Origin of the sequence: Pollutimonas nitritireducens, assembly GCF_002849615.1 — a bacterium.
Lineage (GTDB): Bacteria > Pseudomonadota > Gammaproteobacteria > Burkholderiales > Burkholderiaceae_B > Pollutimonas > Pollutimonas nitritireducens.
Genome location: NZ_PDNV01000005.1, coordinates 220,474 through 245,044 on the forward strand (window position 1 = coordinate 220,474; position 24,571 = coordinate 245,044).

Genomic DNA, 24,571 nt, shown 5'->3' on the forward strand with positions numbered 1-24,571 from the left:
ACTCAATGATGAAACGTCGTAAGTTCATAACCGCCGCCGCGATGGTGGCAGTTGCCCCCCTCCTCGGCTCCGCAACCCCGGCACTCGCCCAAACTTGGCCCGAGCGGCCCATTACGTTGATAGTTCCGTTCGCTCCGGGCGGCGCGACAGATATCGTTGGCCGAATCATGGCAGACCAGCTGGGAAAGAATTTGGGCCAGACCGTCATCATCGAGAACAAGGGCGGTGCGGCCGGTGCGATAGGAATGGCAGAGCTCGCCCGCTCAAAACCCGACGGCTATACCTTTGCCTTGATCACTGATTCGATCCCTATCCAGCCATTGCTTAACCGGTCACTTGCCTGGGATATGAGCAAGTTCGAACCTGTAGCAAAGATTGCGACCTCCCCCGAGGTGCTGGTGGTCAATGCTGGTTTGCCGGTAAGTTCAGTAGCGGAATTGGTCGAGCTCGCGAAATCGAAACCTAGTGAGTTAACGTTCGCAGCCTCTAGCGCAGGCTCCGTGCATCATCTAGCCGGTGAAATATTCCAGCAGCAAACCGGCATCGACATGGTCCACATCCCCTACAAAGGCGGCGGCCAATCACTCGTTGATTTAGCCTCGGGCAGGGTTGATACAGCATTTATCGGGCTTGCTCCCGTACTGTCTCATCTTAAAAGCGGGCAACTTAAGGCCCTTGCGCTAACTGGCCGGGAAAGAAACCCGCTCGCGCAAGACGTACCTACCTTTAATGAGGCCGGTTACGGGAATTTCGATGTAGAGCTGTGGATTGGCCTTGTGGGACAAAAAGGAACGCCTAACGAGGTGATTTCGGCCATGAGGAACGCGATCAGTCAGATCCTTTCCTCCGAGGTGATTCAAAAAAACCTGCGCGATCTCGGCTTCGAGCCGGTCATGCAAGGCAAAACAGACTTTGCCGTCTGGTTGTCTCAACAACAGAAAGGCTGGGCAAAAGTGATCGACCAGATCGGAATGAAAAAGGGCTAGGCTATGCAGGATATATTCGGGGAAAGGGCCACCGTCGCCACGATCATGCAGATAGAAGCTGCCCTTGCCCGAGCTCAGGCTCGCCTGGGCATCATCCCTCAGGCGGCATCCGATACCATCAACGACAAAGCACACCCCGATTTCGCGCCATCTGAATCAATTCAGAGAAACTTGGAGATCGTTGGCCATCCGTTAGTGGCATTGCTCAAAACCTGGTCAGTGGCACTCGGCGATGAAGCGGCCGCCTTCTTGCATTACGGGGCAACCACACCGGATATCCGGCTCACGACTCAAGTCATCCAGATGCGCCGCGCAATGGAGCGTTTCCATTCGCTCTCCCTGGGCATCGAATTGCGTCTGATGACGCTTGCGCAAACCCACCGATCAACTCCCATGATGGGTCGCACAGTGGGACGTCACGCCCTACCTATTACCTTCGGCCTCAAAACGAGCACCTGGATGCTTGAAAATCGTCGCAACATCGACCGGATGGAGGGGTGGCTTTCAAGAACCAACACCGGTGTGCTCGCGGGTGCTGTTGGCACCTACGCCGCGCTCGGAGATCGGGGTTTCGAAGTCGAAGCGTTGACAATGCAGGAGCTTGGCCTGGAAAGGCCCGAACCGGCTGACTGGAAGGGTACGCGTGACAAGCATGCTGAATGGGGATGCATCCTTTCCATCATGGCCAAGAGTCAGGCCCGCATGGCGCAAGACATCTTCTTGCTCCAAGGCGACGATTTTGCCGAGTTGGATGAGGGTAACGCCGAAGTCGGATCAAGCACAATGCCACATAAGTCCAACCCGCGCAAAGCAACTGCTGTCATCGGGTTGGCCCGTCAGATCGCCCATGAGTCGGGTGTGTTGCTCGATTGGATGGTTTCGATCTACGAGCGCGATCAAATCAGCAACGACAGTTCGCTTGCATCCATTGCGACAAACATGGACAAGCTTCTAGTAGCAGGCGATGGGCTCTTGGAAGGACTCATCGTTCGCCCTGTCAACATGGAGCGAAACCTCGGACGTACCGGCGGTTTGATTATGGCGGAACGGATCATGTTTGCGTTGGGCCGGCACATCGGCAAGCACAGAGCCCACACCGTTATCCGAGAGGCCGCAAAACAAGCGGGCGCAGGCAGCAGCGTGGGATTTCGTGAGGCGTTGCTCACACATGAAGAGCTTGCATCCCACCTGAGTGCAGCGGAAGTGGACGAGTTACTCGATCATCGGACGTACCTTGGCTTGGCACCCCAAGCGGTGGACCGCGCCATCGAGTACATCACAAACCGGCGGGCTGTAAACGGCATAACGACTAAATCATAAGGATGTAAGAATGCAAGACAGCATCAACAAGCGGCCTGAACACGCCCATGTACCAAGCGGGCTCGCCTTGCCAACCCGAGACCTAAAGCCCCGCAAGAAAGGCATTACCTCAGTTATCGATTGGGGTCCCGACACTTTTGGTTGGGGTGGCAGCGAAATTGGGATTCGCTCGGCTCTCGAGTGCACGTCAGACTATATCGATTTCGTCAAAATCTTTGCGCCCAACCTGCTTCTTCTACCGGAGCAGACTATCAAGAAGGCGGTTGCTTGCTACAAGGATTACGGCGTGTCGGTCTATGCCGGCGGAATTATCTTTGAATATGCCTACCGCAAGAACCAAGTCGACTCGTTTCTTCAACTATTACGTCGGGTCGGTCTGGACGCACTTGAGGTTTCCGAAAACTGCGTGTCATTGAGCCGCGATGAACGGATGAAAGTCATCGATCAGCTTCAAAAACAAGGCTTTCAAGTGGTATACGAGTACGGGACCAAGGATCCGGATGTGCCCATGCAGCTTGATGATTTAGACCAAATCGTCGCGGACTTGCTAACCCTCGGCATTGACTACGTAACATTGGAGCAGTCGGAGCTCGACCTGCTCGCGTCCGAGAGGCCGACAGACATGGCACAGCTCAAGGCTCGTGAGTGGTTCAGCCGGGCGCTCATCGAGGCGGACCCTTACCGGTTTCCCAAGCAGCACGCCACGATGCTTGTCGAATTCGGCAGTGATGTGAATTTGGCTAATATCACTCTAGGCCAAGCGTTGCGATTGGAAGGCATGCGACGCGGCATAGGGCGTGCCGTCAATTATTCTATTTTCGCCGATCTCTAGTACATTACATCAATAGCTTATCCTCGCGAAAATTATGGGAATCGGTGTTCTCCTCGGTCTGCTGGTGGGCGCGGTTTTGGGTTTGACCGGCGCTGGCGGAGGCATTCTTGCCGTGCCAGCGCTTGTCTTCGGCCTTGACATGAGCATGCCTCGCGCCGTGCCGATTGCACTTATTGCCGTAGGCATGGGTGCCGCGCTTGGCGCCATTTATGGCTTGCGCCGTGGCACGGTGCGTTACAAAGCGGCGTTGCTTATGGCTGCCACGGGCGGGCTGGGATCGCCACTTGGCGTAGCCATGGCATACCGACTGCCGGCCGATTGGCTCAGCGTCCTCTTCGCAGGCATCATGGTATGGGTCGGCTACCGAACGTTCCGGCAATCACTTGCAACGAGCTATCAAGCCGATCACCTTGAACCGGCAAAGGCCTGCAGAATTTCGTCCAACACGGGGCGGTTTGTGTGGACCGCCAGAACAGCGCTCACGCTCGGGTCCATCGGCATCATCTCCGGTATCTGTACGGGAATGCTAGGCGTCGGGGGTGGCTTTATTATCGTGCCCGCTTTAGCCCGCTACACTGAACTACGCATGCAAAGTATCGTGCCCACGTCGCTAACCGTAATTGCACTTGTTTCCGCGTTCACTGTGGCTTCGTTCCTGGTTCGGGGTTTTGCCGTCTCTCCTTTAGAAGCGAGTTTCATTGGGGCGGTCGTGGGCGGCATGGCTATAGGTCAGTACTTCGTCAAACACTTGCCGACAGTTATGCTGCAGCGGGGATTTGCTTCAGTTTGCATTCTGGTAGCTTGCCTATTGCTAGTGCGCAGCCTCATGTAGTTTTCACCGGCTCATTGGGAAGTCCCTCGCAACCAAGTACCACCGTAATGGTCACGACGACTGGGCAAACCGTTGCAGTGCAGTCCGTTTTCTTCATTTGGACTGCGCATTAGCGCGGGCCTAGCACTTCAGCCAGCTCACCTTCCTGCGGCATACCGTTGTATTTCTTAATCAGGCCATCTTCATCTCGAATGACGATACCCGGGGTGCCACGGAATCCTAGGGATAACATCAGAAGCTGGTGGTCTTCGAGGACTTTATGCACATCGTCGGGAACGCTACTGGCGGGCGTAATACCGCCCTGCTTAAACTGCACTTCGTTTTCGCGGAGCGCCGCTGAAGGATCGGATGCTTTGAGGATTGCTGCCGCTTTGGCCGGACTATCCTCCTTGATGATTCCGACCAACACGTGTCGGAGCTGGACTTTTCCGGCGTCTACCCATGGGCGCGCCGCCTCCCAGAAGAGGTGACAATAGGGACAATTTGCATCGGTGAAGCTATATATAACGCGCGGCGCGTCAGCTTTGCCATCCAGCACCCAGGTAGCCGACTCCAACTCCGCCCAAGCCTGATCACTTATCGGCTTGGCAACCAGGTTCTGCAGTGTCGCGTGATCAACCGGCTCACCTTTAGCGTTCACGCGTGTGCCCACAATGGCATTGCCATCAGCCAGGACGTATACCGCAATTGGCCTGTCGCCCGCGACACCGGCAAAAGCGCGAATCCCCTTATTTACATCAAACTCCTTCTTGATCTTCATGCCTTGGTTTTCCAGTGCCTCGAGTACCGGTGGCCTGTCACTGCTTTTCGCCTGGCTACCGGCTGTCATGAACATAAGGGGAGCGGCCGCGACGAGAGAAAAAATCAAACGCTGTGCAAACATAGTTATTCCTTGTCTGTAGTGAACTCGATGATTAGGATGAAAAGTGCGTGACAGCCGCCAACAGGAGGCTAACGGCAGCCGTAAAGGATAGGCATAAAGGCTGGGCATACATGGTGGTCACTTATCGGTACCTCACTTAGTAGATGGAATGAAGCGACGTAGCACTTTGTCCTTGAGGCTGGGCATGGTGATTTCGCCAAGATGCGAGTCTACCAAGCGACCCTTTGCGTCAAAAAACAATGTAGTGGGCAGGCCGCGCGAGTTCATTGATCGCATGGCCTCCGAAGCGGGATCGAGTAGAACATCCGTCAAATCCAGACCTTCGGTTTTAAGGTAGGCCAGCGCCTGTTGCGCACTTTCGCCTTGGTTGACCAGGACGAAGGCGATATCCGGAAATTCCGTTTGGGCCTTCTCAAATACTGGCATCTCGCGGCGGCATGGCGGGCACCAAGTCGCCCAGAGATTGAGCACGATTGGACGACCTGCATACGTGCTGAGGGAAATGGGACGTCCATCCAGTGTCGCCAACCGCAAGTCCGGCAGAGGCGGTGCGGAACGCTGCATCGAATCGAGCACGCCGCCCGCGACGGCCCAGACTACGACACCTGCCATGACGCCCGCCAGCACGGGGCGGCGCAACCCCCTGACCAACCGCGTTCGCCGCCAGATGTAGGCAATCGCCACCACGACGCCGACCCACCAAGTAAAACCGCCATCGCCGATGGCGATCATGGACATCGGCGCGACCGCGTACTCGTCCCACCATTGGGCGATGTAAGCCAGACGAGACGCCAACAATCCCCAAAACAGTGCATCAAGAATCATCGACCCGGCGGCCTTATAAAACACATCGGGCAAGCGCCGGGCCATAATACGGGCACTCACCCAGGCCAACAGCACAGCGACGATTACAGTGATGGTTTGTACAGGAAACGGACCTATGCCGATCATGACACACCCGCCGCGTCCAACCGTTCCAAAAACCCGCGCGCGCCAATCTCACCGACCACGCGCAGATCCCGACGTTCGGTGCCATCCGGCTCGACGGTTATGAGCGTGGTTGGCCCCATGACATTCCAGCGTTCGAGCAGCGCCTGGTCAGCGACATCGTTGCGGGTCACGTCCGGGCGCACTATCTGCATACACGCGAGACGCGCCGCAACCGCGGGATCGCCGAATACATTACGCTCGATCACATGACAACTGACGCACCAGTCAGCGTAGAAATCAATCAGGGTCCACTCGCCTCGCATCGCCGCTTCGGCTACGCGCGCATCGACATCCGCCACCGATTTCGCGTGAACATAAGTCGTCCGGGTAGCCTCTACGGACCACAGGCCAGCAAATACCGCCCCGGAACGCAAGGCCCATGCCAGTTGCTGCCTGGCCGCCACGGCTTGTGCCCACGCAATGAGGCCGACTGCGATCGACAATATCCACGCGCTCCCAAGGGACAAGCAACATAGAACGAGGACAGCACGACCAATCCGGTGAACAAACAAGCTTAACTCCTGCAAATGATTTGCGTGCATAGTGCACTTACAGGATTAAGGGAACCTTAAGGCTTGCACCGATACGCGGCTTATAGAATCACCGTAAATGGGTCGCAGCGCCTCAATCGCGCGCCACGACATCCAGGGGCCGATTACCGTTTGCAGCGATATCCTGGGGCTCTGGAAACTGGGCCATCAGCCCGGCCACCATCCGGGCAGAGGCTGCGAGCCTGTTGTCGAGCGCGTTGCGCAAGGACTGACGTGCATCCATGAACATCCAGCCCGTACAGCTACCCACAACACGGTCAGCGACACACCGATAACAAGCAAAAGCCGCAGGCGCAGACTCATCCTTACTCTACCTTGACGGCCGGGCCAAGCCTGTAGCCCAACCCCCGCACGGTTTCAACAATATTATTTCCCAGCTTGCGCCGCAAATGATAAATATGGACGTTGATGGCATTGCTTTCCAGATTTTGTTCGTAGCCATAGACACTATCGCAGAGTTGCTCGGTACTGAGTATCGCTCGGGGGTTCTGCAGCAGTGCGCGCAAAAGCGCGAGTTCCCGACGAGCCAATGTTATCGGTGCACCAGCCAAGCGTACCTCGCCTGTCGAGGAGCAGAAAGTCAGCTCTCCGTGATCGATGCAGTCTTTGCTGCGGCCGGCGATTCTGCGCGTCAACGCATGCAGACGCGCCTGCAACTCATCCAAGTCGAAAGGCTTGATCAAGTAATCGTCACCGCCCCCAAGCAGTCCATCCACACGATGAATCAGCGCGTCGCGCGCGGTGAGGATAAGGACGGGGACGTTGCGGCCCTGTTCGCGCCAGCGGCGCAACAACCCCATACCGTCTTCGTCTGGCAATCCCAGATCCAGGATGCAAACGTCGAAATCCGAAGTCGCTAAGGCAGTATCAGCCAGGCTGGCAGTACCGACATGATCCACTGTCAGGCCGTGCAGCTTCAGGCCCGCCACAATACCGCTCGCCACCAAGGGGTCGTCTTCGACGAGCAAGATATGCATTTTATTTTCCTTTTCCGGCCGGCGCTGAACGGCCAACCTGATCAAAGTGCTATAGGTAAAAAATTAACTGGTTTTCCCGCCACGTTCGATCCCGTCATTTCATCATGCTGTCTTGATATCAACCGGTGATTATGAATACGGGGCTCAGCGTCGGGCTTCTGTACTCGAGAAAGAAATATCAACGTGGCCTGGCGAAACATGACCGCGGTCAATGATTGATGTCGATGGTATTCCTAAGATGGAGTCGTGGCCACAACCTGACTACCTAACTTCTGGAGTAAACAATGATATCCACTAAGAAATTGATTTTGACCATGGCTCTGGCATTTTCCCTCGGCAACCTGGCAGCCCCGGCCTTCGCCGCAGAGACTGCGTCGCACGAGCAACATGCTACAACGATCAATGCGCTTGAGCTGAATGCCGGCCAAAAATGGACGACTGACGCCCCCTTGCAAAAAGGCATGAATACAATTTATGCCGCCGTATCCAAGGCATTGCCAGCCGCTCACGAAGGAAAACTGACGCCGACTGAGTACGACGCTTTCAGCAAGGAAATTGACACGCAATTTACCTATATCGTAGAGAACTGTAAATTGGAACCCCAGGCTGATGCCCAACTTCACATTCTGCTTGGGCAGATGGTTGGTGGCCTGGAAACCGTGAAAGGAAAAGAACCAAGCCAGGACCGCGCACTCGGTGTCGTCAAGATCGCCGAGGCGGCTAATGCCTACGGCGAACATTTCGATCATCCGGGCTGGAAAAAAATCGAACTGCCGCACTAAACGGTAGTTGTAGCGGTCTATTCATGACTCGGTCAGGGGCGGCGCCGAAATAGAAGCTGCCCAAAACCCGGCTCGAGGTTCACAATGAAGAAGGCCGTCTATCAAATGCAACCATTCAGTTGCCCGTCGTGCATCAGGAGGATAGAAGGTGCGCTGCTAAAGCAGCCAGGCGTCAGGGATGCCAGGCTGCTATTCCATTCTGCCAAGGCCCGTGTTGAATTCGATGAATCCATCGTCGATGCGACCACGCTGGGGAATATCATCGCCAGCCTCGGCTACACGGTTCTCTCCAAAAAGGTCGCATGAAGGAACGTAAAGAATGAACCGGATGAGGGACGCCTATATCGTGTTGGCAGCAGGCACACTGCTGCTGACAGCCCTCGCCCTGCACGGCGCACAGCAATACGATCTAAAAAATCTGGTCCTAATCATGTCCACAGCCGTAGCCGGCACGCCGATACCGTTCAAGGCATATAAGGCACTACGGATGAAGACACTCAGTATAGAGCTGCTGATCACAATCGCGGTCGTCGGGGCGTTGATCATCGGAGAATATGTTGAATCGGCTGTCGTCACTTTTTTATTTGTATTCGGGGCATGGCTTCAAGCCCGAACGCTTGAAAAAACCCGCTCGGCAATGCAAAAACTGATCGCTTCCGAGCCGCTAAGGGCAACCGTCATACGTGCCGACGGCAATGTCTCTATCGCCGTCGAAAATATCGCAATTGGCGATCGCATAGCAATCCATCGCGGCGAGAAAGTCACCGTCGATGGCCCAATCGTTCTTGGCCTGGCGCTAATCGACGAATCGGCTATCACCGGTGTAACGGAGTCGGTCAGGAAATCCGTCAATAACGTGGTCTACAGTGGGACTTTCCTTGAAAGTGGTTATGTCGAAGTAATCGCCAGATGTACAAGCGCGGACACGACGTCCTCAAAAATGATCGCCATGCTGGAAGATGCTCAGGAAACCGGCACAAAAACACACTGGTTTCTTGAGAGGTTTGCCACTGCTTATACGCCGTCGGTCGTCGCCCTATCGCTTCTGGTTTATGTTTTCACTGGCGATATCCATATGGCCCTCACCTTTCTGGTCATCGCCTGTCCCGGTGCGCTGGTTATTGCCGGGCCGGTGTCGTTGGCCGCTGGCCTGGGAAATGGTGCCCGCCACGGCATCCTGATAAAGGACGGGGAAACAGTGGAAAACCTCGCGAAAGTCGATGTCGTACTATTCACTAAGGCTGGCATATTAACGACGGATAGCCAAGGACCAGCCGAAGCCCGAACAGACACGCAAATTGCGATCGACCAAGTGCGTAGCGCTGGAATCAGCAAGCTCTACCTGCTTACCGAAGACAGTGTCGAAACCGGTCGTGCGATGGCCAGGGCCTATGGATTGGACGGCGTGTACGCTGAACTCTCCCCTGAACGAAAGGTCGAGCAGGTGACTGAATTAATTGCCCAAGGTCACAAGGTCGCAATAATCGGGAACGGTGTACACGATGCTCCTGCATTGGCTGCTGCTAATGTAGGGGTTGCCTTGGGCGCGGCGAATTCTATAGTATCCATGGGAACAGCCGATGTCGTTCTGCTGTCCAACCGGCTGGGACAGTTTTCGTACGCGTACTTATTGGCCCGGTCCACATTGCGCAACATGAAACAAAACACCTACTTCGCGATGGCAACTGTCGTGCTGCTGCTGTTCGGGGTCTTGCTGGGCAGCGTGTTTCTTGCTTCCGGCATGTTGATACACGAGCTTAGCGTCCTGATAGTGATCCTGAATGCGGTCAGGCTTACCTGCTACAGAAACCCTCACCATCCAGATCTCGCGATGATTTATGCGAGCCGGAAGAAAGCTGCGCAAGCAACACAGGATATATAGCAATGAAACAGCACGGCTGCGCAGCGTCCGATATCAGCGATTCAAATATAGAAGCACTGTGCGTTTCCATGGTTCCTATATTCAATCACCTACCCTCGCAACACCTCGCCAGCATTTCAAAATTGGCAAAAAGTCGTACCTTCGAGCGCGGCGAATTCATCCACCGTTCAGGCGAGCATTCCAACCAATTGTGCATTGTTCATCGTGGGCGCGTGAAGGTGTATCGCTTATCCGAATCGGGAAAAGAACAGCTTGTCCGCATTCTCACTCCCGGCGACTTCACCGGCGAGCTGGCTATGTTCTCTTCCGATTCCTTCCATGAAACCTACGCTCAGGCATTGGAAAAGGCCGATATCTGTTCGATTCAGCGTACAGATCTTCAGACGCTGCTGCTGGAACATCCAAGCATTTCCCTGCACATCCTGAACGAGCTCGCAAAGCGTCTGGGAAAAAGTGAGCAACAATCAACCAGCATTGCCACGGACTCTGTTGAAACACGCATTGGCCTATTCCTTGCCGAACAGGTCGAGCAGCAAGGTTCCAGTAAGTTGACGATTCCCATGTCCCGCAAAGACCTTGCCTCTTTCCTGGGCACGACTCCCGAAACCATCAGTCGACGACTTGCCCAATTTGAAGAATCGGGGTGGATAAAACAATCCGGCCAACGAGGGGTGCTCATACTCGACCTGGACGCACTGCTCTTACTATAGATTGTAAACCCCGTGGCATCACATCAATTGCCAATCTACACTAGCGGTATTCGCGAAACCGCGCGAACCAATTCCCTTGCACCGCCAAGGTGTAAGGTTCTAAGCCGGAGATAATCATGAAGATTCGGACATTATGCGCAACTACGCTTTCCGCCGTTCTATTGAATATGAGCGGAATCGCAATGGCAGCAAACCCTGGCAGCGAAATGCCCATGCCAGGTCGAACGCCGTCTATGGGGGCTGACGCTCCCAGCAACTGGTCTCCCCAGATGCAATACATGAGGCAGGGCGGAATGATGGCCGGTGGCATGGGTGGCATGGGTGGCATGGGTGGCATGGGGGGCATGATGGGCGGTTGCCCCATGATGGCCCCCGGTGGAGGAGCCAATGCGAAAGTCATGATGCAAATGCATGGCGAAATGATGCGCGCCATGGGCGACATCATGATGAAGTACGCCGACAAATTTGAAGCACCTCCCGCTGCTCAATAATCGAAGCACTTCTTGAAGGCCATCCAGGCAGCATCGCCTGAATGGCCCGCCCGACTGGCTAAACAGATGTCCTGCCTACGGGCCTATATTTGATGCTGCCCATCAAGAATAACTATCTCCTGAAATGTTTCGCCGTCGTGAAGCACAAACAACACGCTCATGCCCCGCTTCTGGGCCAATTCCACTCCAGCGGTTTCCCCTAGCACCAGAAAGGCGGTAGCCCAGGCATCAGCAAGCATACAACTTGGCATCACCACTGAAACCGCCGCAAGACGATTGCACGCAGGCTGACGCCCGATTGGATCCATGGTGTGGGCATGGCGCCTGCCGTCCAAGTCGACCCAATGTCGGTAGTCCCCCGACGTGGCAATGGCGGCGTCGATCAGTTCCATCACACCCATGACTTCCCGAACGTGAGGTACCGGCTTTTCGATGGCGACGGCCCACGCTTTACCATCAGGCTTCATGCCTTTAGCGCGCATTTCACCGTCAATACCAACCAGGTAACGGGTAATTCCAAAGCTGTCGAGACAGCAGGCCAGACCATCCACTCCGTAGCCTTTGGCAATCCCTGAAAGGTCCAACGCGATGGGCATGCGCTTGCGAACCCGCTTATGCTCGTGATCGATCTCCAATGCATCACTTGCTGAATAGCGCAGGTGCTTTTCTAACACCCTTGTTTGATGTTCATCAGGCACAGATCCAGAGGGACCAAACCCCCAGGCATTGACCAGATCCCCCACTCCAATATCAAATGCGCCTTCGGACTGCTCGCCTATGCGCATGGCAGTATCCAGTACGGTCAGAAGCTCTTCGGGCACGGCAAGCCATTGTCGCGGCGGCAATGCGTTCAGGCGGCTCAGGTCGGAGTCCGGTTTCCAGGTGGACATCTGGCAATCCACTTTGTCGACCGCGGCAAACAAGGCGGCGCCGACGGCGGTCTCATCAAGCCCCGCCTCGGCAAAAAAAACAGCACTGTAACGGGTTCCCATCGTCTTGCCGCTAAGGACACGACGCCGTAAAAAAGGGGCCGACGCTTCTTGTGCTTCAGAATACATCTTCACGGTACCGCCCTTGTGCTTTAAGCGTCTGTACATCAAGGTTCAGGGGGGCGAGGATCTCATTCATGGCCCGTGTGATGTTTTCAGCCATGGCACGGCTGCCGCAGATAAGGACTTGCGCCCCACTCTGGATCAGTTGTCGCATTTGAGTGCTGTCGTCCAATACTCTGTCGTGTACGTAAGCGCCATCCCGAACTCGTGAGAATGCCGCACGCAACCCCGTCAATCTACCGTCGGCCAAATAAGTGCTGAGTTCGGGCTCATAAAGAAAATCAGAAGACGGGTCGCGCCCACCCCAATACAGGTACATCGGATATCGGCCAGTGTTATTACGGATAAACCCGGCTAGGGGGCCGATTCCTGTGCCGGAGCCGATAAGTATCACCGGGGCCTGGCCGGAAGCTGGGCGAAAATCCGGGTGCAGCTGGATAAAAGCGTCCATGCGATCGCCCACCTTCAAGGCATGCAGAAACGTGGAACACTCGCCGTCGGGCAACTTGCGCACGCAGATTTCCAGAAATCCATCAGCCGACTTGCTGGCCAACGAATAGAACCGGGGGATGGAGCTGCCGGGAGGCACAACGCCAACCAGATCGCCGACTTCAAAATGCGGCAGTCCGTTGGCGCGGGTCAAGCGCAACAACCAGCCAGCCATACCTTGCGGGACTACCGCTGCGAATCTCAAAATGCTGGTGGGCGCTTGCACTTTTTCACCATAGTCGACCCGCTCCATTAACACATAGCTCTGTGTTCGTGGACGCCGTGGCGTATGCAGCAGGGTCAGGTCCCGGCCGATCCACTGGCCAACGGCATTGCCCCATCGGGTAAAGCTCTGCGCTGACTGCCGATCAATGGTGTCCAGGCCCATTACCCGGCGCCAGCCATGGGCGGCCAGGGCTGCGTCAGTGTCCCTTGCAAATTTGCAGAATTGCGGGAACTGACGGTCCCCAAAGCCCAATACGGCATACCCCGCTTGTGGATTGGCCTTAGTCTTGTCTAGTCGCGCCAGGAACTGAGTGGCAGAGCTGGGTGCGTCACCATCGCCATACGTTGCCGTGAGAACGAATAGGCGCTCGGCACGACGGTACTCGGTTGCCAGTTGGTTCATCGCCGCGGTATGCACACGGAAACCAGCCTGCTTCAACGCGTCATGCAGAGCCTTGGCAAAACCCCAGGTGCTGTTGTTTTCACTGCCCACTAAAATGATCGTGTCGGCCGACTGCGGCCCATTGTTTTCGGTAATCCGCGGCATGGATTGCCGACGCTGCCACCATGTCAAGGCGCCCGTGATGCTCATTAACGGCACACTCGCCGCACACAGTCCAAGGAGTAAACCGAGCCACCAAAAGCCTTCGCCTGTGTGCAATTGATAGATCAGTTCGTAGGCGTCGCGGATACCGTTATGTGGCTGGTAGGACAAGAGCGAGCCCTCCACCTGATCAACATAACCATCACCTTGGGCCGTGCGTAGCGAGTAAACATCCGTAGGGTCATTTGGGTTGGGATACACCAGTTCGCGTAGGTCGTTCAGGTCGGTAGCCAGCAGAGCGGGCAACGTCGTTATGGGCGCTGCGGGACCACTGGCAAGCCCGGACGGAAAATCAGGCTCGTTCTGCATGCCATCAGGAATAAAACCGAAGCTTGCAGCCGACATGTAGACCCCGGTGACCGCAGACAGCAGCAATCCAGCCAGCACGAAGCGGCCCACTTGTGCATGCCATCGCTGGCTGAAGCCGCCACGCAATGGTTCGGCAATATGTCGCAAGCCTCCTACGCGCTTGACCAGCAACACAGCGCCCGAAATAGACAGTACGAGCATGATGAGTGCCGTCATACCTGAAACCGCGCGCCCGGGTGTATCCAGCAACAATGACCGATGCAGGCCTTTCATCCAGCGTGTAAACGTCGAGGGTATGTGGGCCGCAATGCCCTGCCCGGTGAATGGGTCAATACGGTCAATTCCGGTCTGGCCGTCGCGGCTGTAATAGACAATGACCGAACCTGATGGCGTGCGCTGTATCTGCTCTGCTCCGGGGTAATGCCGGGCTATTCGGCCGGCTAGCGTCGCAACGTCGATCTGCCCGGTGGGAGGTATCGTTGTACCCAGTCTTTCCAGCGTTGGGTCAAGCGACAGGATCGCACCGCTGATTGCCAACACTATGGCCAGCACGCCCGCTATCAGGCCGAGCAGCGAATGTAGCTGACGCATCATCACCAGGGAATGTCTCCGGATCGGGATGCGCTCACATGTCGTAAGTGAAAGACTTCACGTAGCCGCGCCCCGTCACAGGTTTGCCGGCGCCCTGAGCAGTTAGCGGCGCGCGCACATCAGCAGGGTTGTCGCGCTGGTCTTCGACCGCGCTGTCCACGCGTATTTCATAGCCAGCATCTATCAGCGCGTCAGCCAGTTCGACCGTGACTTTCAAGGTGCTCCCACTTCCAACGCTAGCCCCACTGACGCCGTCAAACTCGCTGGCTTTCAAGCCGCTGCCGCGCGCCCAGTCACGCAGGTTTTTATAGTATTTGGCCTTCTTGCCAGCAACCCACAGCGTCTTCTTATACTGGCCATTGGCATCGGTCACATAAATTGCCAGATATGCGCCATCACCGTTATAGTTTTTCAATTGAGTAGTCAAGGTCACTGGACGCGCGTGCACCAGAACGGGCAGTGCCATGGCGCCAACCAAACAAAGCGAGACAGCTAATTTGTTCATGATGAATCTCCGGATCGATTCGATGATTGCACGTTGATTCTGCGTGATGAAGATTTTTTACGTCGCATTTGGAAGTGGTTCAGCGTATTTGTTACAGTGGCGCCCCAAGATCGAAACCTTCATTCGGCTTTTCGGCCATGGTCGAGGTAGTCATAGGCTTCTCCATGCCGATTGAAGCTGATTTCGAGTTCACGGATGCGTAGAGTATCAGGTGAAAATTTGGCTTTGAACTTGTTTCCCAGATGGTCCTTGCCTTTGACCTCATAGCAGCCATCGTCCACCTTGATGCGGTGTATCGTCCAGCCCCGCTGCTCAAGCTGCTGGCGCAACACTTCGCGCGGCTGCCACAGAGCTATGGGAGCATCACAGTCGGTGTCCGCCATTGCGGCGCTGCTGATAAGCAAACCAGCCAGCACGGTCGCAGCCAAGATTCGAGGCTTCATAATCACTTACCCATTGAAGTTCCTGATGTTCATCATGGCCCTTCGCAATCGCCTGAATATTGATCAAAATCAACATTTCAGCGGTTTACAAACCGGGGAATTGATAAAGGTCATCACACCTGCGACCCGACCTTCGCAGCGCCGGAAAAACTCGGAACAACCACATACTGCTTCTACACCACGGATCTATTTTCCAGTCGCTTCTTCCTCTTGCTCCATGGCGCGCTCCGCCAGGCGGGCAACCTCGGCAGCTACTCCTTTGCGTTCGCTGTACCGGTCGGTCAGGTAATCGCCGCGGTCCCGAACCAGCAAGGTGAACTTCATGAGTTCCTCCATCACATCGACGACGCGGTCATAATACGGCGAGGACTTCATCCTCCCGTTTTCATCGAATTCCTGAAAGGCTTTGGCCACCGACGACTGATTGGGAATTGTCACCATCCGCATCCAGCGTCCCAGAATGCGCAGCGCATTCACTGCGTTAAAGGACTGGGAGCCGCCGCTGACCTGCATTAGGGCAAGCGTGCGACCTTGTGTGGGACGCACGCTTCCCATCTCAAGCGGCAGCCAATCTATTTGGCTCTTGAATACCCCCGTCAACGTTCCGTGGCGTTCCGGACTGCACCATACCTGGCCCTCCGACCAGTTTGATAATGCACGCAATTCGGCGACTTTAGGATGATCTGCCGGAACACTGTCGGGCATCGGTAATCCACGCGGGTCAAATATTCTGGCCTCGGCACCCAGACGGATGAGGATGCGCGCCGCTTCTTCGGTAAGGAGGCGACTGTACGAGCGCTCGCGCAACGAGCCGTACAGTAAGAGGATACGCGGCGGGTGCCTTGCCGCAGCCTGCAAGGAAAGTTTCTCAGAGGTCGGGATATCCAATAAGGCGTCATCCACCAATGGCAAGGTCAAGTCGTGGGGTGAACAATAGGGGCTCATAAGTATCTCAAACTTCCGGGAAAAGTGCTAAATGGCGTGTTAGCGTATCGGCTACGCCTGGCGAACTCGCCGGCCGAGCTCATCGATGACAACTTCTCCGTCTTCTTTGGTAAACGGTCCCTGTTGGTCCCGCGGAAGGATATCCAGGACGAGTTCCGACGGCCGGCACAGACGCACTCCCAAGGGTGCAACAACAAAAGGTCGGTTCATCAGGACAGGATGCTCTTGTATCGCGTCGAGCAATTGCACATCCGTGAGCGCCATATTATCAAGACCTAATTCGAAGAACGGGGTGCCTTTTTCACGCAGCGCCTGGCGCACTGTTAACCCGGCACGTTTGATTAAATCAGTAAGCACCTCACGTGATGGAGGAGTTTGCAGGTATTCGATTATGGTGGGCTCGATACCCGCATTGCGGATTAAGGCAAGTGTATTGCGCGAAGTCCCGCAGTTGGGATTATGGTAAATCGTGATGGTGTCCATGGGATTCCTAAATTTTAATATTTCGAGTATTATTGATCAATGGAAACTAAAAGTATAGTCCGGGCGCTTGCCGCTATCGCACATGAGTCTCGCCTGGAAACCTATCGTTACTTGGTGCAGGCCGGGCCGTCCGGGCTGCCTGCTGGGCGATTGTCCGAATTGGTGGGGATCGCGCCCTCCTCACTTTCCTTTCACCTGAAAGAATTGGTTAATGCTGGCCTGTTATCGTCGCGTCAAGAAGGCCGTTTCGTCTTTTACTCGGCGGAATATGAAACCATGAATTCACTTTTGGCCTATCTTACCGACAACTGTTGTGGCGGTAATCCGTGCTTGTCCGTGAATGCCGACGCTTGCCCCGCTCCACATAAAGCCCACTCCTAGACATTCTCTGAACCACGTGTCAGTAAGTCCGCCACCCGTAACATAGGAACCACCCACCATGTCGGATAAAATCTTCAATGTTCTTTTTCTATGTACGGGCAATTCAGCACGCAGCATCATGGCCGAGGTGCTGCTGAACTCTTTCGGCGAAAATCGTTTCAAGGGATACAGCGCTGGCAGCCGTCCCAGCGGCCACGTAAATCCCCTGGCTCTCGAAGTCCTTCAGGCGACTCATCTACCAACTGATGGCTTACGCAGCAAAAGTTGGGATGAATTCTCTCGTCCGGGCGCGCCGCATATGGACTTTGTCATCACGCTTTGCGATAGCGCGGCTGGCGAGCAATGCCCACTGTGGCCGGGACAACCGATTACCGCGCACTGGGGCTTTGAGGATCCATCCACCTTTGGGGGATCTGCCCAAGAGAAGCGCGTGTTCTTCGACAAAATATTTCGCCAAATCGCCAGCCGCATCAGGATTTTCAATAGCCTGCCTTTAGCCACTCTGGACCGCGTGGCAATCAAGCGCGAGCTCGACGCCTTGGGCAGTCCAGCCACGCGCACGAGCACCATCACGTCTTAATGACTCGATGCACGCGCATGACGCGACGGTGCGCGGCGCCTTCCCGATAGTCGTAAAGAGAGATACAACGTGCTTGTCGCACTATTGATTTTTGTTGTCACCATTGTTCTGGTTATTTGGCAGCCGCGCGGCTTGAATATTGGTTGGAGCGCCTCAATCGGCGCGGTGCTTGCACTGTCTTTCGGTGCAGTCAGCCTCAGCGACATACCCGTTGTCTGGCAGATTGTCTGGAATGCTACCGCTACGTTCGTGGCCATCATCATTATCAGTCTGCTCCTGGATGAAGCCGGTTTTTTCACGTGGACAGCACTGCACGTCGCCAGATGGGGTGGAGGGCGTGGTCGTCGTCTGTTCGCCCTGATTGTATTGCTGGGAGCTGCGGTGTCCGCGTTCTTCGCCAATGACGGCGCTGCCCTGATCATGACGCCTATCGTAATGGCTATGCTGCTGGCATTAGGTTTCAGTCCCGCCGCAACACTAGCGTTTGTTATGGCAGCGGGCTTCATTGCCGATACCGGCAGCCTTCCGCTGGTTGTATCCAATCTCGTCAATATCGTATCTGCTGATTTTTTCAACATCAGCTTCGCGCGATATGCCGCAGTGATGATTCCGGTCAACGTTGTCGCCGTTGCAGCCACGCTGTTGGTTCTGATGCTGTATTTCCGCCGCAGTATTCCCATACGCTATGACGACGGCCTGCTCAAGGAGCCCAAAACAGCCATACGCGATCTGGCGACCTTTCGTGCGGGGTGGATAGTGCTGGGGTTGCTGCTGATCGGTTTTTTTACCCTTGAAGGCGTTGGCATTCCGGTCAGTGCCATCGCCGCCTTGGGCGCGGTGGCATTGCTTTTCGTTGCAGGACGCGGGCACATAATCAGCACGCGCAAAGTCGTGCGGGAAGCGCCTTGGTCTATCGTGATTTTCTCGCTAGGCATGTACCTCGTCGTCTATGGACTGCGCAATGCCGGGTTGACGGAAATGATCGCAGGATTGCTCGACTATCTTGCTGACCACGGATTGTGGGCGGCAACGTTGGGCACCGGTGTACTGACCGCCCTGCTTTCGTCCGTCATGAATAATTTGCCTACTGTCCTGGTGGGCGCACTCTCGATTGAAGCAAGCCAGGCCACCGGCGTGGTCAGGGAAGCCATGATTTACGCCAATGTTATTGGCAGCGACCTTGGACCCAAGATCACGCCTATCGGCAGCCTGGCTACACTGCTGTGGCTACACGTCTTGTCGCGCAAAGGGATGACGATTACGTGGGGATATTACTTCCGAGTCGGTATCGTGCTGACGCTACCCGTATTGCTCGTCACCCTAGCCGCTCTTGCGATACGCTTGGGCGCGTTATAAGGACCTGGGCTAATTCAAGTGCAGTGGCCTTGGCATAACGCATCCCACCGACCAATGTCGCGGATGCAAAACCAGTCCATTCTCCATAGCCAACGAACCATAGACCCGGCACCTCTACTGACTGGGTGCCGGAAAGAGCAACCTTGCCGTCCGCGTCGACGATATTCAGCGACGTTAAATGCTGCAATGCTGGGCGAAAGCCGGTGCACCAAATAACGGCATCGAATACCGTGCGTGATCCATCCTGCCAGATCACACCGCTATCCGTGAACGCCAGAAACGGATGCACTGCGTGCAGAACACCACGCTCGCGCGCCAACTTTACTGGCTCGACCATAACCACGTCGCCCAAGCCACCGGGAGGGTCTTGCAATAGGCGTCCTTCTTGCTGCGCTTTCCATTTGGCTGTGGCACGCTCGAACAGCACGCGACCATCCACATCGTCCGGCAGAAAGACCGGCTCGGTCTGTGTGACCCATGTGGTCTTGGCCACACCCGACACTTCCGCCAAGATCTGCGCACCCGAATTCCCTCCTCCTACGACGAGCACCCTCTTACCGACAAAGGCCGCGGCATTTCGGTACTGCGATGAATGTATCTGCAAGCCGGCAAAAGTCGATTGACCAGGATAGGTTGGGATGAAGGGGTGGCTCCAGGTGCCCGTTGTGCTGACGACGGCGCGTGCGCGCCATAAGCCTTGGTCCGTATGCACAGTAAATCCGTCGTTTTCGCGGAGAATGTCCGTTACTGTCACCGGCCGTTTCACGGAAAAATCATAGCGTTTCTCGTACTGCGCCAGGTAACTGACGATGTCATCGCGCGTCGGGTAGCCCTCTGTCGTGGGCATGCCCCATCCCGGCAAGGAGCTCCACTGTGCAGGAGAGAATAAACGCAGCGAATCCCAGCCATGGACCCACGCACCACCCGGTCCCTCGCCGTTATCGAGTATCACGACGCTTAAAGGCGTTCGTCGTAAAAAATAGGCCACCGTCAGTGCGGACTGGCCGCCGCCAACGATCACCACATCGGCATTTCCCCGGGTTGTCGTAATCGACAAGTCTTCCGCGTATTGCTGCTGTACCTGCTCTGCCATGACCGTCTTACCTTATGTGTCGACCGCTTGCCGGACATGACAAAATTGTAATGCATCGGTAGGCCGAGTACAGACTCCAAACCCGCGTCTATATGGCATGATGAGGCTTCCAATTGGCGCAGTCCTTCGCGCATCGACTATAGAGGGGCCGCACCGGCACTATTTGCGTGAAGGTCGTAATCATCATGACACCAAAGAACTCTGAACAACATCGCGAACATCACCACCACGATATGACGGCGGCTGTTGCCGGGCTGGAGCTCACGGATCCCGTTTGCGGTATGCGCGTGACGGAAAGCTCTCCGCACCATATCGAACACGGCGGGAAGCCCATCTATTTCTGCAGCGCCAAGTGCATGGGAGCGTTCAACAGCGATCCCGACAAATTCATACAAAAAGACAAAAGCGAAATAGCGATAGAGCAAACGGCTCCAGGCACCATCTATACCTGTCCCATGCATCCCGAAATCCAACAAGATCATCCAGGAAGCTGCCCGAAATGCGGCATGGCGCTGGAGCCGCTGATGCCTAGTCTGGAAGACGACAATCCGGAACTGAAGGATTTTACGCGCCGTTTCTGGTGGACGCTCCCATTTACCGTCATCGTCACAGTCCTTGCCATGTTCGGGCATCAACTCGCATGGTTCAGCATGGCGACGCAGACCTGGGTAGAACTAGTACTGTCCCTGCCTGTGGTGTTATGGGCCGGTCAGCCCTTCTTTGTGCGCGGCTGGCAATCAGTGATCAACCGCAGTCCAAACATGTGGACGCTCATTGGTCTTGGCACTGCGGCTGCGTTCGTCTATAGCGTTATGGCGACAGTGACGCCGGGGCTTTTTCCGGAAACCTTTATGTCCATGGGGCGAGTCGCCGTTTACTTTGAAGCCGCCGTGGTCATCATCTCCCTGACTCTGTTTGGCCAAATCCTCGAGCTGCGGGCGCGCTCGCAAACTTCGGCTGCCATAAAGTCGCTGCTTGGGCTGGCGCCTAAAACAGCGCGTCGCATTAATCCGGATGGCACAGAGGAAGACATACCGTTAGGGCACGTTCATGAGGGCGATCGTTTACGCGTGCGCCCCGGTGAGAAAGTCCCCGTTGACGGCGTTGTTGAAGATGGCGCCAGCTCCCTGGACGAGTCGATGCTCACCGGGGAGTCTCTGCCCGTCAGCAAACGGCCCGGGGACAAGGTGATCGGCGCAACAATGAATACGTCCGGCGCTTTGGTGATACGGGCCGAAAAAGTGGGTTCCGCCACGGTGCTCTCGCAAATCGTCCAACTTGTAGCGCAAGCGCAACGCTCGCGCGCGCCAATGCAACGCATGGCAGATATCGTTGCCGGTTATTTTGTGATGGCTGTCGTAGCTATCGCGATTTTTACCCTGGTGTTGTGGGGTCTTTTTGGACCTCAGCCGAGTTGGGTTTACGGCTTGATTAACGCGGTGGCCGTGTTGATTATTGCATGCCCCTGCGCACTCGGATTGGCCACGCCCATGTCCATCATGGTGGCCACCGGCCGTGGCGCCACTCAAGGGGTTCTATTTCGCGACGCGGCAGCCATCGAGAACTTCCGCAAAGTTGATACCTTGATCGTCGATAAGACGGGCACCTTGACAGAAGGTAGGCCCGCATTTGAGCAAGCCATCCCCGTTGGCGATATGGAAGCCGACGAAGTGCTGCGGCTGGCAGCAAGCCTGGATCAGGGTAGCGAACACCCCTTGGCGGACGCTATTGTCAACGCGGCCCGGGAACGCGGTTTGAGCCTTAGCGCAGTCAACGATTTTGAATCGGGCAGCGGTATTGGCGTGCGCGGTCGGGTGGATGGAAAAAGGCTGGCCCTGGGCAATACCGCCCTCATGGATCAGGAAGACATTGACGTCACGTTAAGGGCCAGCACCGCCGAATCGCTGCGAAAAACGGGTGCAAGCGTCATGTTTCTGGCGGTGGATGGCCATTTATCAGGTTTGCTGGCTGTATCGGATCCAATCAAAAAGAGCACCCCGGAAGCCCTGCAAGAGCTTAAGGCAGCAGGAATTCGCGTCATCATGGCAACCGGAGACGGTGTTTCCACCGCTAAAGCCGTAGCGCAACGATTGGGAATCGACGAAGTTCATGGCGAGGTTAAGCCCGCTGACAAGCTCGAACTCGTCAGTAAGCTTCAATCGGAAGGTCGGATTGTTGCAATGGCGGGCGACGGCATCAACGACGCGCCTGCCCTGGCTAAAGCAAATGTGGGAATTGCAATGGGTACGGGAACCGACGTGGCCATGAACAGCGCGCAAGTCACCCTGGTCAAGGGCGACTTGCGCGGGATTTCGATAGCGCGTCATTTATCGGACAAAACCATCGCCAATATGAAACAGAATTTGGGCTTCGCGTTCATCTACAACGCGCTTGGGGTGCCGCTGGCCGCAGGTGTTCTTTATCCGTTTACTGGGCTCTTGCTATCTCCCATGTTCGCCGCCCTCGCGATGAGTTTGAGTTCGGTGTCTGTCGTATTCAACGCTTTACGACTACGAAAATCCGTATAAAGCTCAAGCCCTTTTCGCATCTTCGAATCTGGTAAGAGTAGTCGGGTACTGAACAAGCCCCGGCCATTACGATCTTGTAATGGTCGCGACATCTCGCTGTCAGACCATGGTCCGTATAGTAAAGCCAGTAGCCAAGCCCTTGGCTAATTGTCGGCAAGGACCAACGTCATGAAAAACCTGCGTACAGTTGTTTTTACTATCCTCCTGACTTCCGCGAGCACTTTATCATGGGCTCAAACTCCAGACGAGCACAACGTCCACCACCCCGACGCCGCTACCACAGGTCAAGCCCCAAACCCCACTCCATCAATTCGGGCAGATAGCGCGTCGCTGGAAAAAGACATGGCTACGCAAATAAAGGCTATGCACGACCTTCACGAAAAATTTCAGAACGCAAGCCCCGATGAGCGCCAAGCACTCATGTCCAAACACCATAACTTGATGCACGAGAGCATGCAAATGATGGGCATGGCCTCTGCTGAAATGCGCGGGATGCGAATGATGAATACTATGCCGGAGAAAACATCAAGCGGTTCCCCGACCGTACCATCCGCTGCAGATCACACGATGATGTTGAAGCGCATGGACATGATGGAATCGATGATGCAATTGATGGTCGATCGAATGTCCGCACCCCCTGCGACAACCCGATAGTAGATCCAGCTAAAGGACTCCAGCTACCCGATAGAAAGGTAGTTCAACATGGGCACGGAAAGGTTCCAGGGGGTTGCGAAACGGAAGCCGAATAGGCCCGACTGCATAACCCCGCTCTTTCCTTCTCCACGCAGTGTCAGTCTTGCGAAAACGGTTTACCAGCGAAATCCACAGTGATCAGGTTGCCGTCGAGCTTCCCCATGCCCGGAGCGTTCAGCGGCATACCGGGCGCCGAAACGCCTGTTATGGATATATCCGTCAAAAGCTTGCGCACCGCATTGGCTGGCACATGACCCTCAATTATCTGCCCCGTGTCTTTCACCACGCCCGTATGGCACGAGCCGAGATTTGATGGCACGCCCAGCTTCTGCTTGATCGATGTCATGTCGGCCGTCTTTATGGCTGTCACGTCAAAGCCGGACTCACGCATATGCTCGACCCAACCGGAGCAGCATCCGCAGTTGGGATCCTGATAGACCGTGATGGCCGTGCCGGCGGCGGCATGTGCGAAGGACGACGCGGCCGACCAGGCAACCGCTGCGAGCCAGAATTTCATGAAATGTACTCCGAGAAAAAATGGGTATTGGGCTGATAGGACAGACCATAACAAAGCCCGTTTAGTTTTGCCGCTGTAATGTCACTTCTCTCTGTGCCTGCAGGACCTTAGGCGGCCACGAACTTTTGATATATGCGAGCACGGCAATGATGTCCTTGTCGGATAAGGCGAGGCCATATGCAGGCATGTCGCTGACATAACCCGGAGGGGCCGTCTTGCCTGGTACCAAGCCGTTTTTCACCATATCGATTAGCATCGCATCGGGATGGTGCCAAGTATGGCCGGTCTTGTCGTGCGGTGGAGCGGGAAGCTTTCCATTTGGCAAGCGTTCACGCCAGTTCGACTGGCCTTGGAGCGACTCGCCGTGGCAGGCCGCGCAATTGTTAGCATAGACCGCCCTGCCTTGCATCACAAGAGTCTGATCTGACGGATCGATGAATGCGGGAGGCGATTGTCGCATAGTGCCGTAAAGAAGAGCCGCGGCTCCTATTATGACTACGCCGACCACCCCGAGAATCAATTTTTTCTGTGTCATTACTAT

At 55.5% G+C, this 24,571-nt stretch carries 28 protein-coding genes; 14 read left to right on the top strand and 14 right to left on the bottom strand.

What is annotated here, in order from left to right; translation table 11 throughout:
• Nucleotides 1–5 precede the first annotated feature (5 nt).
• From CR155_RS09070 to CR155_RS09085, 4 genes are read left to right on the top strand one after another with little or no spacing between them, the layout of a single operon-like run.
• Nucleotides 6–986, top strand: a complete 981-nt coding sequence (locus CR155_RS09070) for a Bug family tripartite tricarboxylate transporter substrate binding protein (protein WP_102069696.1) — start codon at nucleotides 6–8, stop codon at nucleotides 984–986.
• 3 nt (nucleotides 987–989) lie between these two features.
• Nucleotides 990–2,306, top strand: a complete 1,317-nt coding sequence (locus tag CR155_RS09075) for a lyase family protein (protein ID WP_102069698.1) — start codon at nucleotides 990–992, stop codon at nucleotides 2,304–2,306.
• Between the two features lie 10 nt (nucleotides 2,307–2,316).
• Nucleotides 2,317–3,138: a phosphosulfolactate synthase gene (locus CR155_RS09080; RefSeq protein WP_102069699.1), complete on the top strand. Its 822-nt coding sequence runs from the start codon at nucleotides 2,317–2,319 to the stop codon at nucleotides 3,136–3,138.
• Between the two features lie 34 nt (nucleotides 3,139–3,172).
• Complete coding sequence (locus CR155_RS09085; RefSeq protein ID WP_102069700.1) at nucleotides 3,173–3,970, top strand: sulfite exporter TauE/SafE family protein; 798 nt, start codon at nucleotides 3,173–3,175, stop codon at nucleotides 3,968–3,970.
• A 109-nt stretch (nucleotides 3,971–4,079) separates the two neighbouring features.
• Here CR155_RS09085 and dsbG read toward each other — a convergent pair whose 3' ends face one another.
• The 5 genes from dsbG to CR155_RS09110 all read right to left on the bottom strand — a co-directional run bounded on the left by dsbG (nucleotide 4,080) and on the right by CR155_RS09110 (nucleotide 7,371).
• Nucleotides 4,080–4,853, bottom strand: coding sequence for a thiol:disulfide interchange protein DsbG (gene dsbG, locus CR155_RS09090; RefSeq protein ID WP_102069701.1), 774 nt, complete (start codon nucleotides 4,851–4,853; stop codon nucleotides 4,080–4,082).
• 132 nt (nucleotides 4,854–4,985) lie between these two features.
• Nucleotides 4,986–5,804: a TlpA disulfide reductase family protein gene (locus CR155_RS09095; protein WP_102069702.1), complete on the bottom strand. Its 819-nt coding sequence runs from the start codon at nucleotides 5,802–5,804 to the stop codon at nucleotides 4,986–4,988.
• Nucleotides 5,801–6,286, bottom strand: coding sequence for a thioredoxin family protein (locus CR155_RS09100; protein WP_233214065.1), 486 nt, complete (start codon nucleotides 6,284–6,286; stop codon nucleotides 5,801–5,803). The genes CR155_RS09095 and CR155_RS09100 overlap by 4 nt, the downstream gene beginning before the upstream one ends.
• A 181-nt stretch (nucleotides 6,287–6,467) precedes the next feature.
• Nucleotides 6,468–6,617, bottom strand: coding sequence for a hypothetical protein (locus CR155_RS21020; protein WP_233214066.1), 150 nt, complete (start codon nucleotides 6,615–6,617; stop codon nucleotides 6,468–6,470).
• A gap of 82 nt (nucleotides 6,618–6,699) precedes the next feature.
• Nucleotides 6,700–7,371, bottom strand: a complete 672-nt coding sequence (locus CR155_RS09110; RefSeq protein ID WP_102069704.1) for a response regulator — start codon at nucleotides 7,369–7,371, stop codon at nucleotides 6,700–6,702.
• 284 nt (nucleotides 7,372–7,655) lie between these two features.
• Between CR155_RS09110 and CR155_RS09115 the strand changes: the two genes are divergently transcribed.
• The 5 genes from CR155_RS09115 (at nucleotide 7,656) to CR155_RS09135 (ending at nucleotide 11,236) form a co-directional block, all read left to right on the top strand.
• A complete protein-coding gene (locus CR155_RS09115; RefSeq protein ID WP_102069706.1) occupies nucleotides 7,656–8,153 on the top strand; it encodes a hypothetical protein in 498 nt (165 codons plus the stop codon).
• Nucleotides 8,154–8,237: 84 nt separating this feature from the next.
• Nucleotides 8,238–8,459, top strand: coding sequence for a heavy-metal-associated domain-containing protein (locus CR155_RS09120; protein ID WP_102069707.1), 222 nt, complete (start codon nucleotides 8,238–8,240; stop codon nucleotides 8,457–8,459).
• A 13-nt stretch (nucleotides 8,460–8,472) separates the two neighbouring features.
• Entirely contained in the window at nucleotides 8,473–10,035 is a 1,563-nt protein-coding gene (locus CR155_RS09125; RefSeq protein ID WP_102069708.1) for an HAD-IC family P-type ATPase, read from the top strand.
• 2 nt (nucleotides 10,036–10,037) lie between these two features.
• Nucleotides 10,038–10,745: a Crp/Fnr family transcriptional regulator gene (locus CR155_RS09130; protein ID WP_102069710.1), complete on the top strand. Its 708-nt coding sequence runs from the start codon at nucleotides 10,038–10,040 to the stop codon at nucleotides 10,743–10,745.
• 116 nt (nucleotides 10,746–10,861) lie between these two features.
• Complete coding sequence (locus CR155_RS09135) at nucleotides 10,862–11,236, top strand: hypothetical protein (protein WP_102069711.1); 375 nt, start codon at nucleotides 10,862–10,864, stop codon at nucleotides 11,234–11,236.
• 83 nt (nucleotides 11,237–11,319) lie between these two features.
• Here CR155_RS09135 and CR155_RS09140 read toward each other — a convergent pair whose 3' ends face one another.
• From CR155_RS09140 to arsC, 6 genes are all read right to left on the bottom strand, one after another.
• Nucleotides 11,320–12,294 carry an FAD:protein FMN transferase gene (locus tag CR155_RS09140; RefSeq protein ID WP_233214096.1) on the bottom strand — a complete coding sequence of 325 codons (975 nt, stop codon included), beginning with the start codon at nucleotides 12,292–12,294 and terminating at the stop codon, nucleotides 11,320–11,322.
• A complete protein-coding gene (locus CR155_RS09145) occupies nucleotides 12,284–14,509 on the bottom strand; it encodes a PepSY domain-containing protein (RefSeq protein WP_102069715.1) in 2,226 nt (741 codons plus the stop codon). The genes CR155_RS09140 and CR155_RS09145 overlap by 11 nt, the downstream gene beginning before the upstream one ends.
• 31 nt (nucleotides 14,510–14,540) lie before the next feature.
• Nucleotides 14,541–15,011, bottom strand: a complete 471-nt coding sequence (locus CR155_RS09150) for a DUF2271 domain-containing protein (protein ID WP_102069716.1) — start codon at nucleotides 15,009–15,011, stop codon at nucleotides 14,541–14,543.
• Between the two features lie 119 nt (nucleotides 15,012–15,130).
• Complete coding sequence (locus CR155_RS09155) at nucleotides 15,131–15,454, bottom strand: PepSY domain-containing protein (RefSeq protein ID WP_102069717.1); 324 nt, start codon at nucleotides 15,452–15,454, stop codon at nucleotides 15,131–15,133.
• Between the two features lie 186 nt (nucleotides 15,455–15,640).
• Nucleotides 15,641–16,399 carry an arsenical resistance protein ArsH gene (gene arsH, locus CR155_RS09160; RefSeq protein WP_102069718.1) on the bottom strand — a complete coding sequence of 253 codons (759 nt, stop codon included), beginning with the start codon at nucleotides 16,397–16,399 and terminating at the stop codon, nucleotides 15,641–15,643.
• Between the two features lie 51 nt (nucleotides 16,400–16,450).
• Nucleotides 16,451–16,882, bottom strand: coding sequence for an arsenate reductase (glutaredoxin) (gene arsC / locus CR155_RS09165; protein ID WP_102069719.1), 432 nt, complete (start codon nucleotides 16,880–16,882; stop codon nucleotides 16,451–16,453).
• Between the two features lie 39 nt (nucleotides 16,883–16,921).
• Between arsC and CR155_RS09170 the strand changes: the two genes are divergently transcribed.
• The 3 genes from CR155_RS09170 (at nucleotide 16,922) to CR155_RS09180 (ending at nucleotide 19,199) form a co-directional block, all read left to right on the top strand.
• On the top strand, nucleotides 16,922–17,263 hold the full coding sequence (locus CR155_RS09170) for an ArsR/SmtB family transcription factor (RefSeq protein ID WP_102069720.1): 342 nt from the start codon (nucleotides 16,922–16,924) through the stop codon (nucleotides 17,261–17,263).
• A 58-nt stretch (nucleotides 17,264–17,321) separates the two neighbouring features.
• Nucleotides 17,322–17,843, top strand: a complete 522-nt coding sequence (locus tag CR155_RS09175) for an arsenate reductase ArsC (RefSeq protein ID WP_102069722.1) — start codon at nucleotides 17,322–17,324, stop codon at nucleotides 17,841–17,843.
• Between the two features lie 69 nt (nucleotides 17,844–17,912).
• Complete coding sequence (locus CR155_RS09180; protein WP_102069724.1) at nucleotides 17,913–19,199, top strand: arsenic transporter; 1,287 nt, start codon at nucleotides 17,913–17,915, stop codon at nucleotides 19,197–19,199.
• Here CR155_RS09180 and CR155_RS09185 read toward each other — a convergent pair.
• Nucleotides 19,159–20,292: an ArsO family NAD(P)H-dependent flavin-containing monooxygenase gene (locus CR155_RS09185; RefSeq protein WP_102069725.1), complete on the bottom strand. Its 1,134-nt coding sequence runs from the start codon at nucleotides 20,290–20,292 to the stop codon at nucleotides 19,159–19,161. The two genes, CR155_RS09180 and CR155_RS09185, sit on opposite strands and share 41 nt — an antisense overlap.
• Nucleotides 20,293–20,525: 233 nt before the next feature.
• Here CR155_RS09185 and CR155_RS09190 point away from each other — a divergent pair, with 233 nt between their 5' ends.
• Both CR155_RS09190 and CR155_RS09195 read left to right on the top strand, forming a co-directional pair.
• Entirely contained in the window at nucleotides 20,526–22,820 is a 2,295-nt protein-coding gene (locus tag CR155_RS09190) for a heavy metal translocating P-type ATPase (protein ID WP_102069843.1), read from the top strand.
• A 168-nt stretch (nucleotides 22,821–22,988) separates the two neighbouring features.
• Nucleotides 22,989–23,474 (top strand): hypothetical protein, encoded by a 486-nt coding sequence (locus tag CR155_RS09195; RefSeq protein WP_102069727.1) that lies wholly within the window; start codon nucleotides 22,989–22,991, stop codon nucleotides 23,472–23,474.
• Nucleotides 23,475–23,610: 136 nt separating this feature from the next.
• On the opposite strand, the gene CR155_RS09200 is transcribed toward CR155_RS09195, so the two are convergent.
• The gene (locus CR155_RS09200) at nucleotides 23,611–24,030 is read right to left on the bottom strand and encodes a DUF411 domain-containing protein (protein ID WP_102069728.1); all 420 of its coding nucleotides are present in this window, start codon (nucleotides 24,028–24,030) and stop codon (nucleotides 23,611–23,613) included.
• A 61-nt stretch (nucleotides 24,031–24,091) separates the two neighbouring features.
• A complete protein-coding gene (locus CR155_RS09205) occupies nucleotides 24,092–24,565 on the bottom strand; it encodes a c-type cytochrome (protein WP_143705192.1) in 474 nt (157 codons plus the stop codon).
• Between the last annotated feature and the right edge of the window lie 6 nt (nucleotides 24,566–24,571).

Excerpts from the sequence above, each read along its gene's own strand:
- CR155_RS09185 (WP_102069725.1), bottom strand. The coding sequence starts at position 20,292 with ATGGCAGAGCAGGTACAGCAGCAATACGCGGAAGACTTGTCGATTACG.
- CR155_RS09115 (WP_102069706.1), top strand. The coding sequence starts at position 7,656 with ATGATATCCACTAAGAAATTGATTTTGACCATGGCTCTGGCATTTTCC.
- CR155_RS09110 (WP_102069704.1), bottom strand. The coding sequence starts at position 7,371 with ATGCATATCTTGCTCGTCGAAGACGACCCCTTGGTGGCGAGCGGTATT.
- CR155_RS09205 (WP_143705192.1), bottom strand. The coding sequence starts at position 24,565 with ATGACACAGAAAAAATTGATTCTCGGGGTGGTCGGCGTAGTCATAATA.
- arsC (WP_102069719.1), bottom strand. The coding sequence starts at position 16,882 with ATGGACACCATCACGATTTACCATAATCCCAACTGCGGGACTTCGCGC.
- CR155_RS09070 (WP_102069696.1), top strand. The coding sequence starts at position 6 with ATGATGAAACGTCGTAAGTTCATAACCGCCGCCGCGATGGTGGCAGTT.
- CR155_RS09195 (WP_102069727.1), top strand. The coding sequence starts at position 22,989 with ATGAAAAACCTGCGTACAGTTGTTTTTACTATCCTCCTGACTTCCGCG.
- CR155_RS09085 (WP_102069700.1), top strand. The coding sequence starts at position 3,173 with ATGGGAATCGGTGTTCTCCTCGGTCTGCTGGTGGGCGCGGTTTTGGGT.
- CR155_RS09190 (WP_102069843.1), top strand. The coding sequence starts at position 20,526 with ATGACGGCGGCTGTTGCCGGGCTGGAGCTCACGGATCCCGTTTGCGGT.
- CR155_RS09200 (WP_102069728.1), bottom strand. The coding sequence starts at position 24,030 with ATGAAATTCTGGCTCGCAGCGGTTGCCTGGTCGGCCGCGTCGTCCTTC.
- CR155_RS21020 (WP_233214066.1), bottom strand. The coding sequence starts at position 6,617 with ATGGATGCACGTCAGTCCTTGCGCAACGCGCTCGACAACAGGCTCGCA.
- CR155_RS09170 (WP_102069720.1), top strand. The coding sequence starts at position 16,922 with ATGGAAACTAAAAGTATAGTCCGGGCGCTTGCCGCTATCGCACATGAG.
- dsbG (WP_102069701.1), bottom strand. The coding sequence starts at position 4,853 with ATGTTTGCACAGCGTTTGATTTTTTCTCTCGTCGCGGCCGCTCCCCTT.
- CR155_RS09095 (WP_102069702.1), bottom strand. The coding sequence starts at position 5,804 with ATGATCGGCATAGGTCCGTTTCCTGTACAAACCATCACTGTAATCGTC.
- CR155_RS09130 (WP_102069710.1), top strand. The coding sequence starts at position 10,038 with ATGAAACAGCACGGCTGCGCAGCGTCCGATATCAGCGATTCAAATATA.
- CR155_RS09150 (WP_102069716.1), bottom strand. The coding sequence starts at position 15,011 with ATGAACAAATTAGCTGTCTCGCTTTGTTTGGTTGGCGCCATGGCACTG.
- arsH (WP_102069718.1), bottom strand. The coding sequence starts at position 16,399 with ATGAGCCCCTATTGTTCACCCCACGACTTGACCTTGCCATTGGTGGAT.
- CR155_RS09145 (WP_102069715.1), bottom strand. The coding sequence starts at position 14,509 with ATGATGCGTCAGCTACATTCGCTGCTCGGCCTGATAGCGGGCGTGCTG.
- CR155_RS09135 (WP_102069711.1), top strand. The coding sequence starts at position 10,862 with ATGAAGATTCGGACATTATGCGCAACTACGCTTTCCGCCGTTCTATTG.
- CR155_RS09080 (WP_102069699.1), top strand. The coding sequence starts at position 2,317 with ATGCAAGACAGCATCAACAAGCGGCCTGAACACGCCCATGTACCAAGC.
- CR155_RS09120 (WP_102069707.1), top strand. The coding sequence starts at position 8,238 with ATGAAGAAGGCCGTCTATCAAATGCAACCATTCAGTTGCCCGTCGTGC.
- CR155_RS09075 (WP_102069698.1), top strand. The coding sequence starts at position 990 with ATGCAGGATATATTCGGGGAAAGGGCCACCGTCGCCACGATCATGCAG.
- CR155_RS09155 (WP_102069717.1), bottom strand. The coding sequence starts at position 15,454 with ATGAAGCCTCGAATCTTGGCTGCGACCGTGCTGGCTGGTTTGCTTATC.
- CR155_RS09175 (WP_102069722.1), top strand. The coding sequence starts at position 17,322 with ATGTCGGATAAAATCTTCAATGTTCTTTTTCTATGTACGGGCAATTCA.
- CR155_RS09140 (WP_233214096.1), bottom strand. The coding sequence starts at position 12,294 with ATGTATTCTGAAGCACAAGAAGCGTCGGCCCCTTTTTTACGGCGTCGT.
- CR155_RS09125 (WP_102069708.1), top strand. The coding sequence starts at position 8,473 with ATGAACCGGATGAGGGACGCCTATATCGTGTTGGCAGCAGGCACACTG.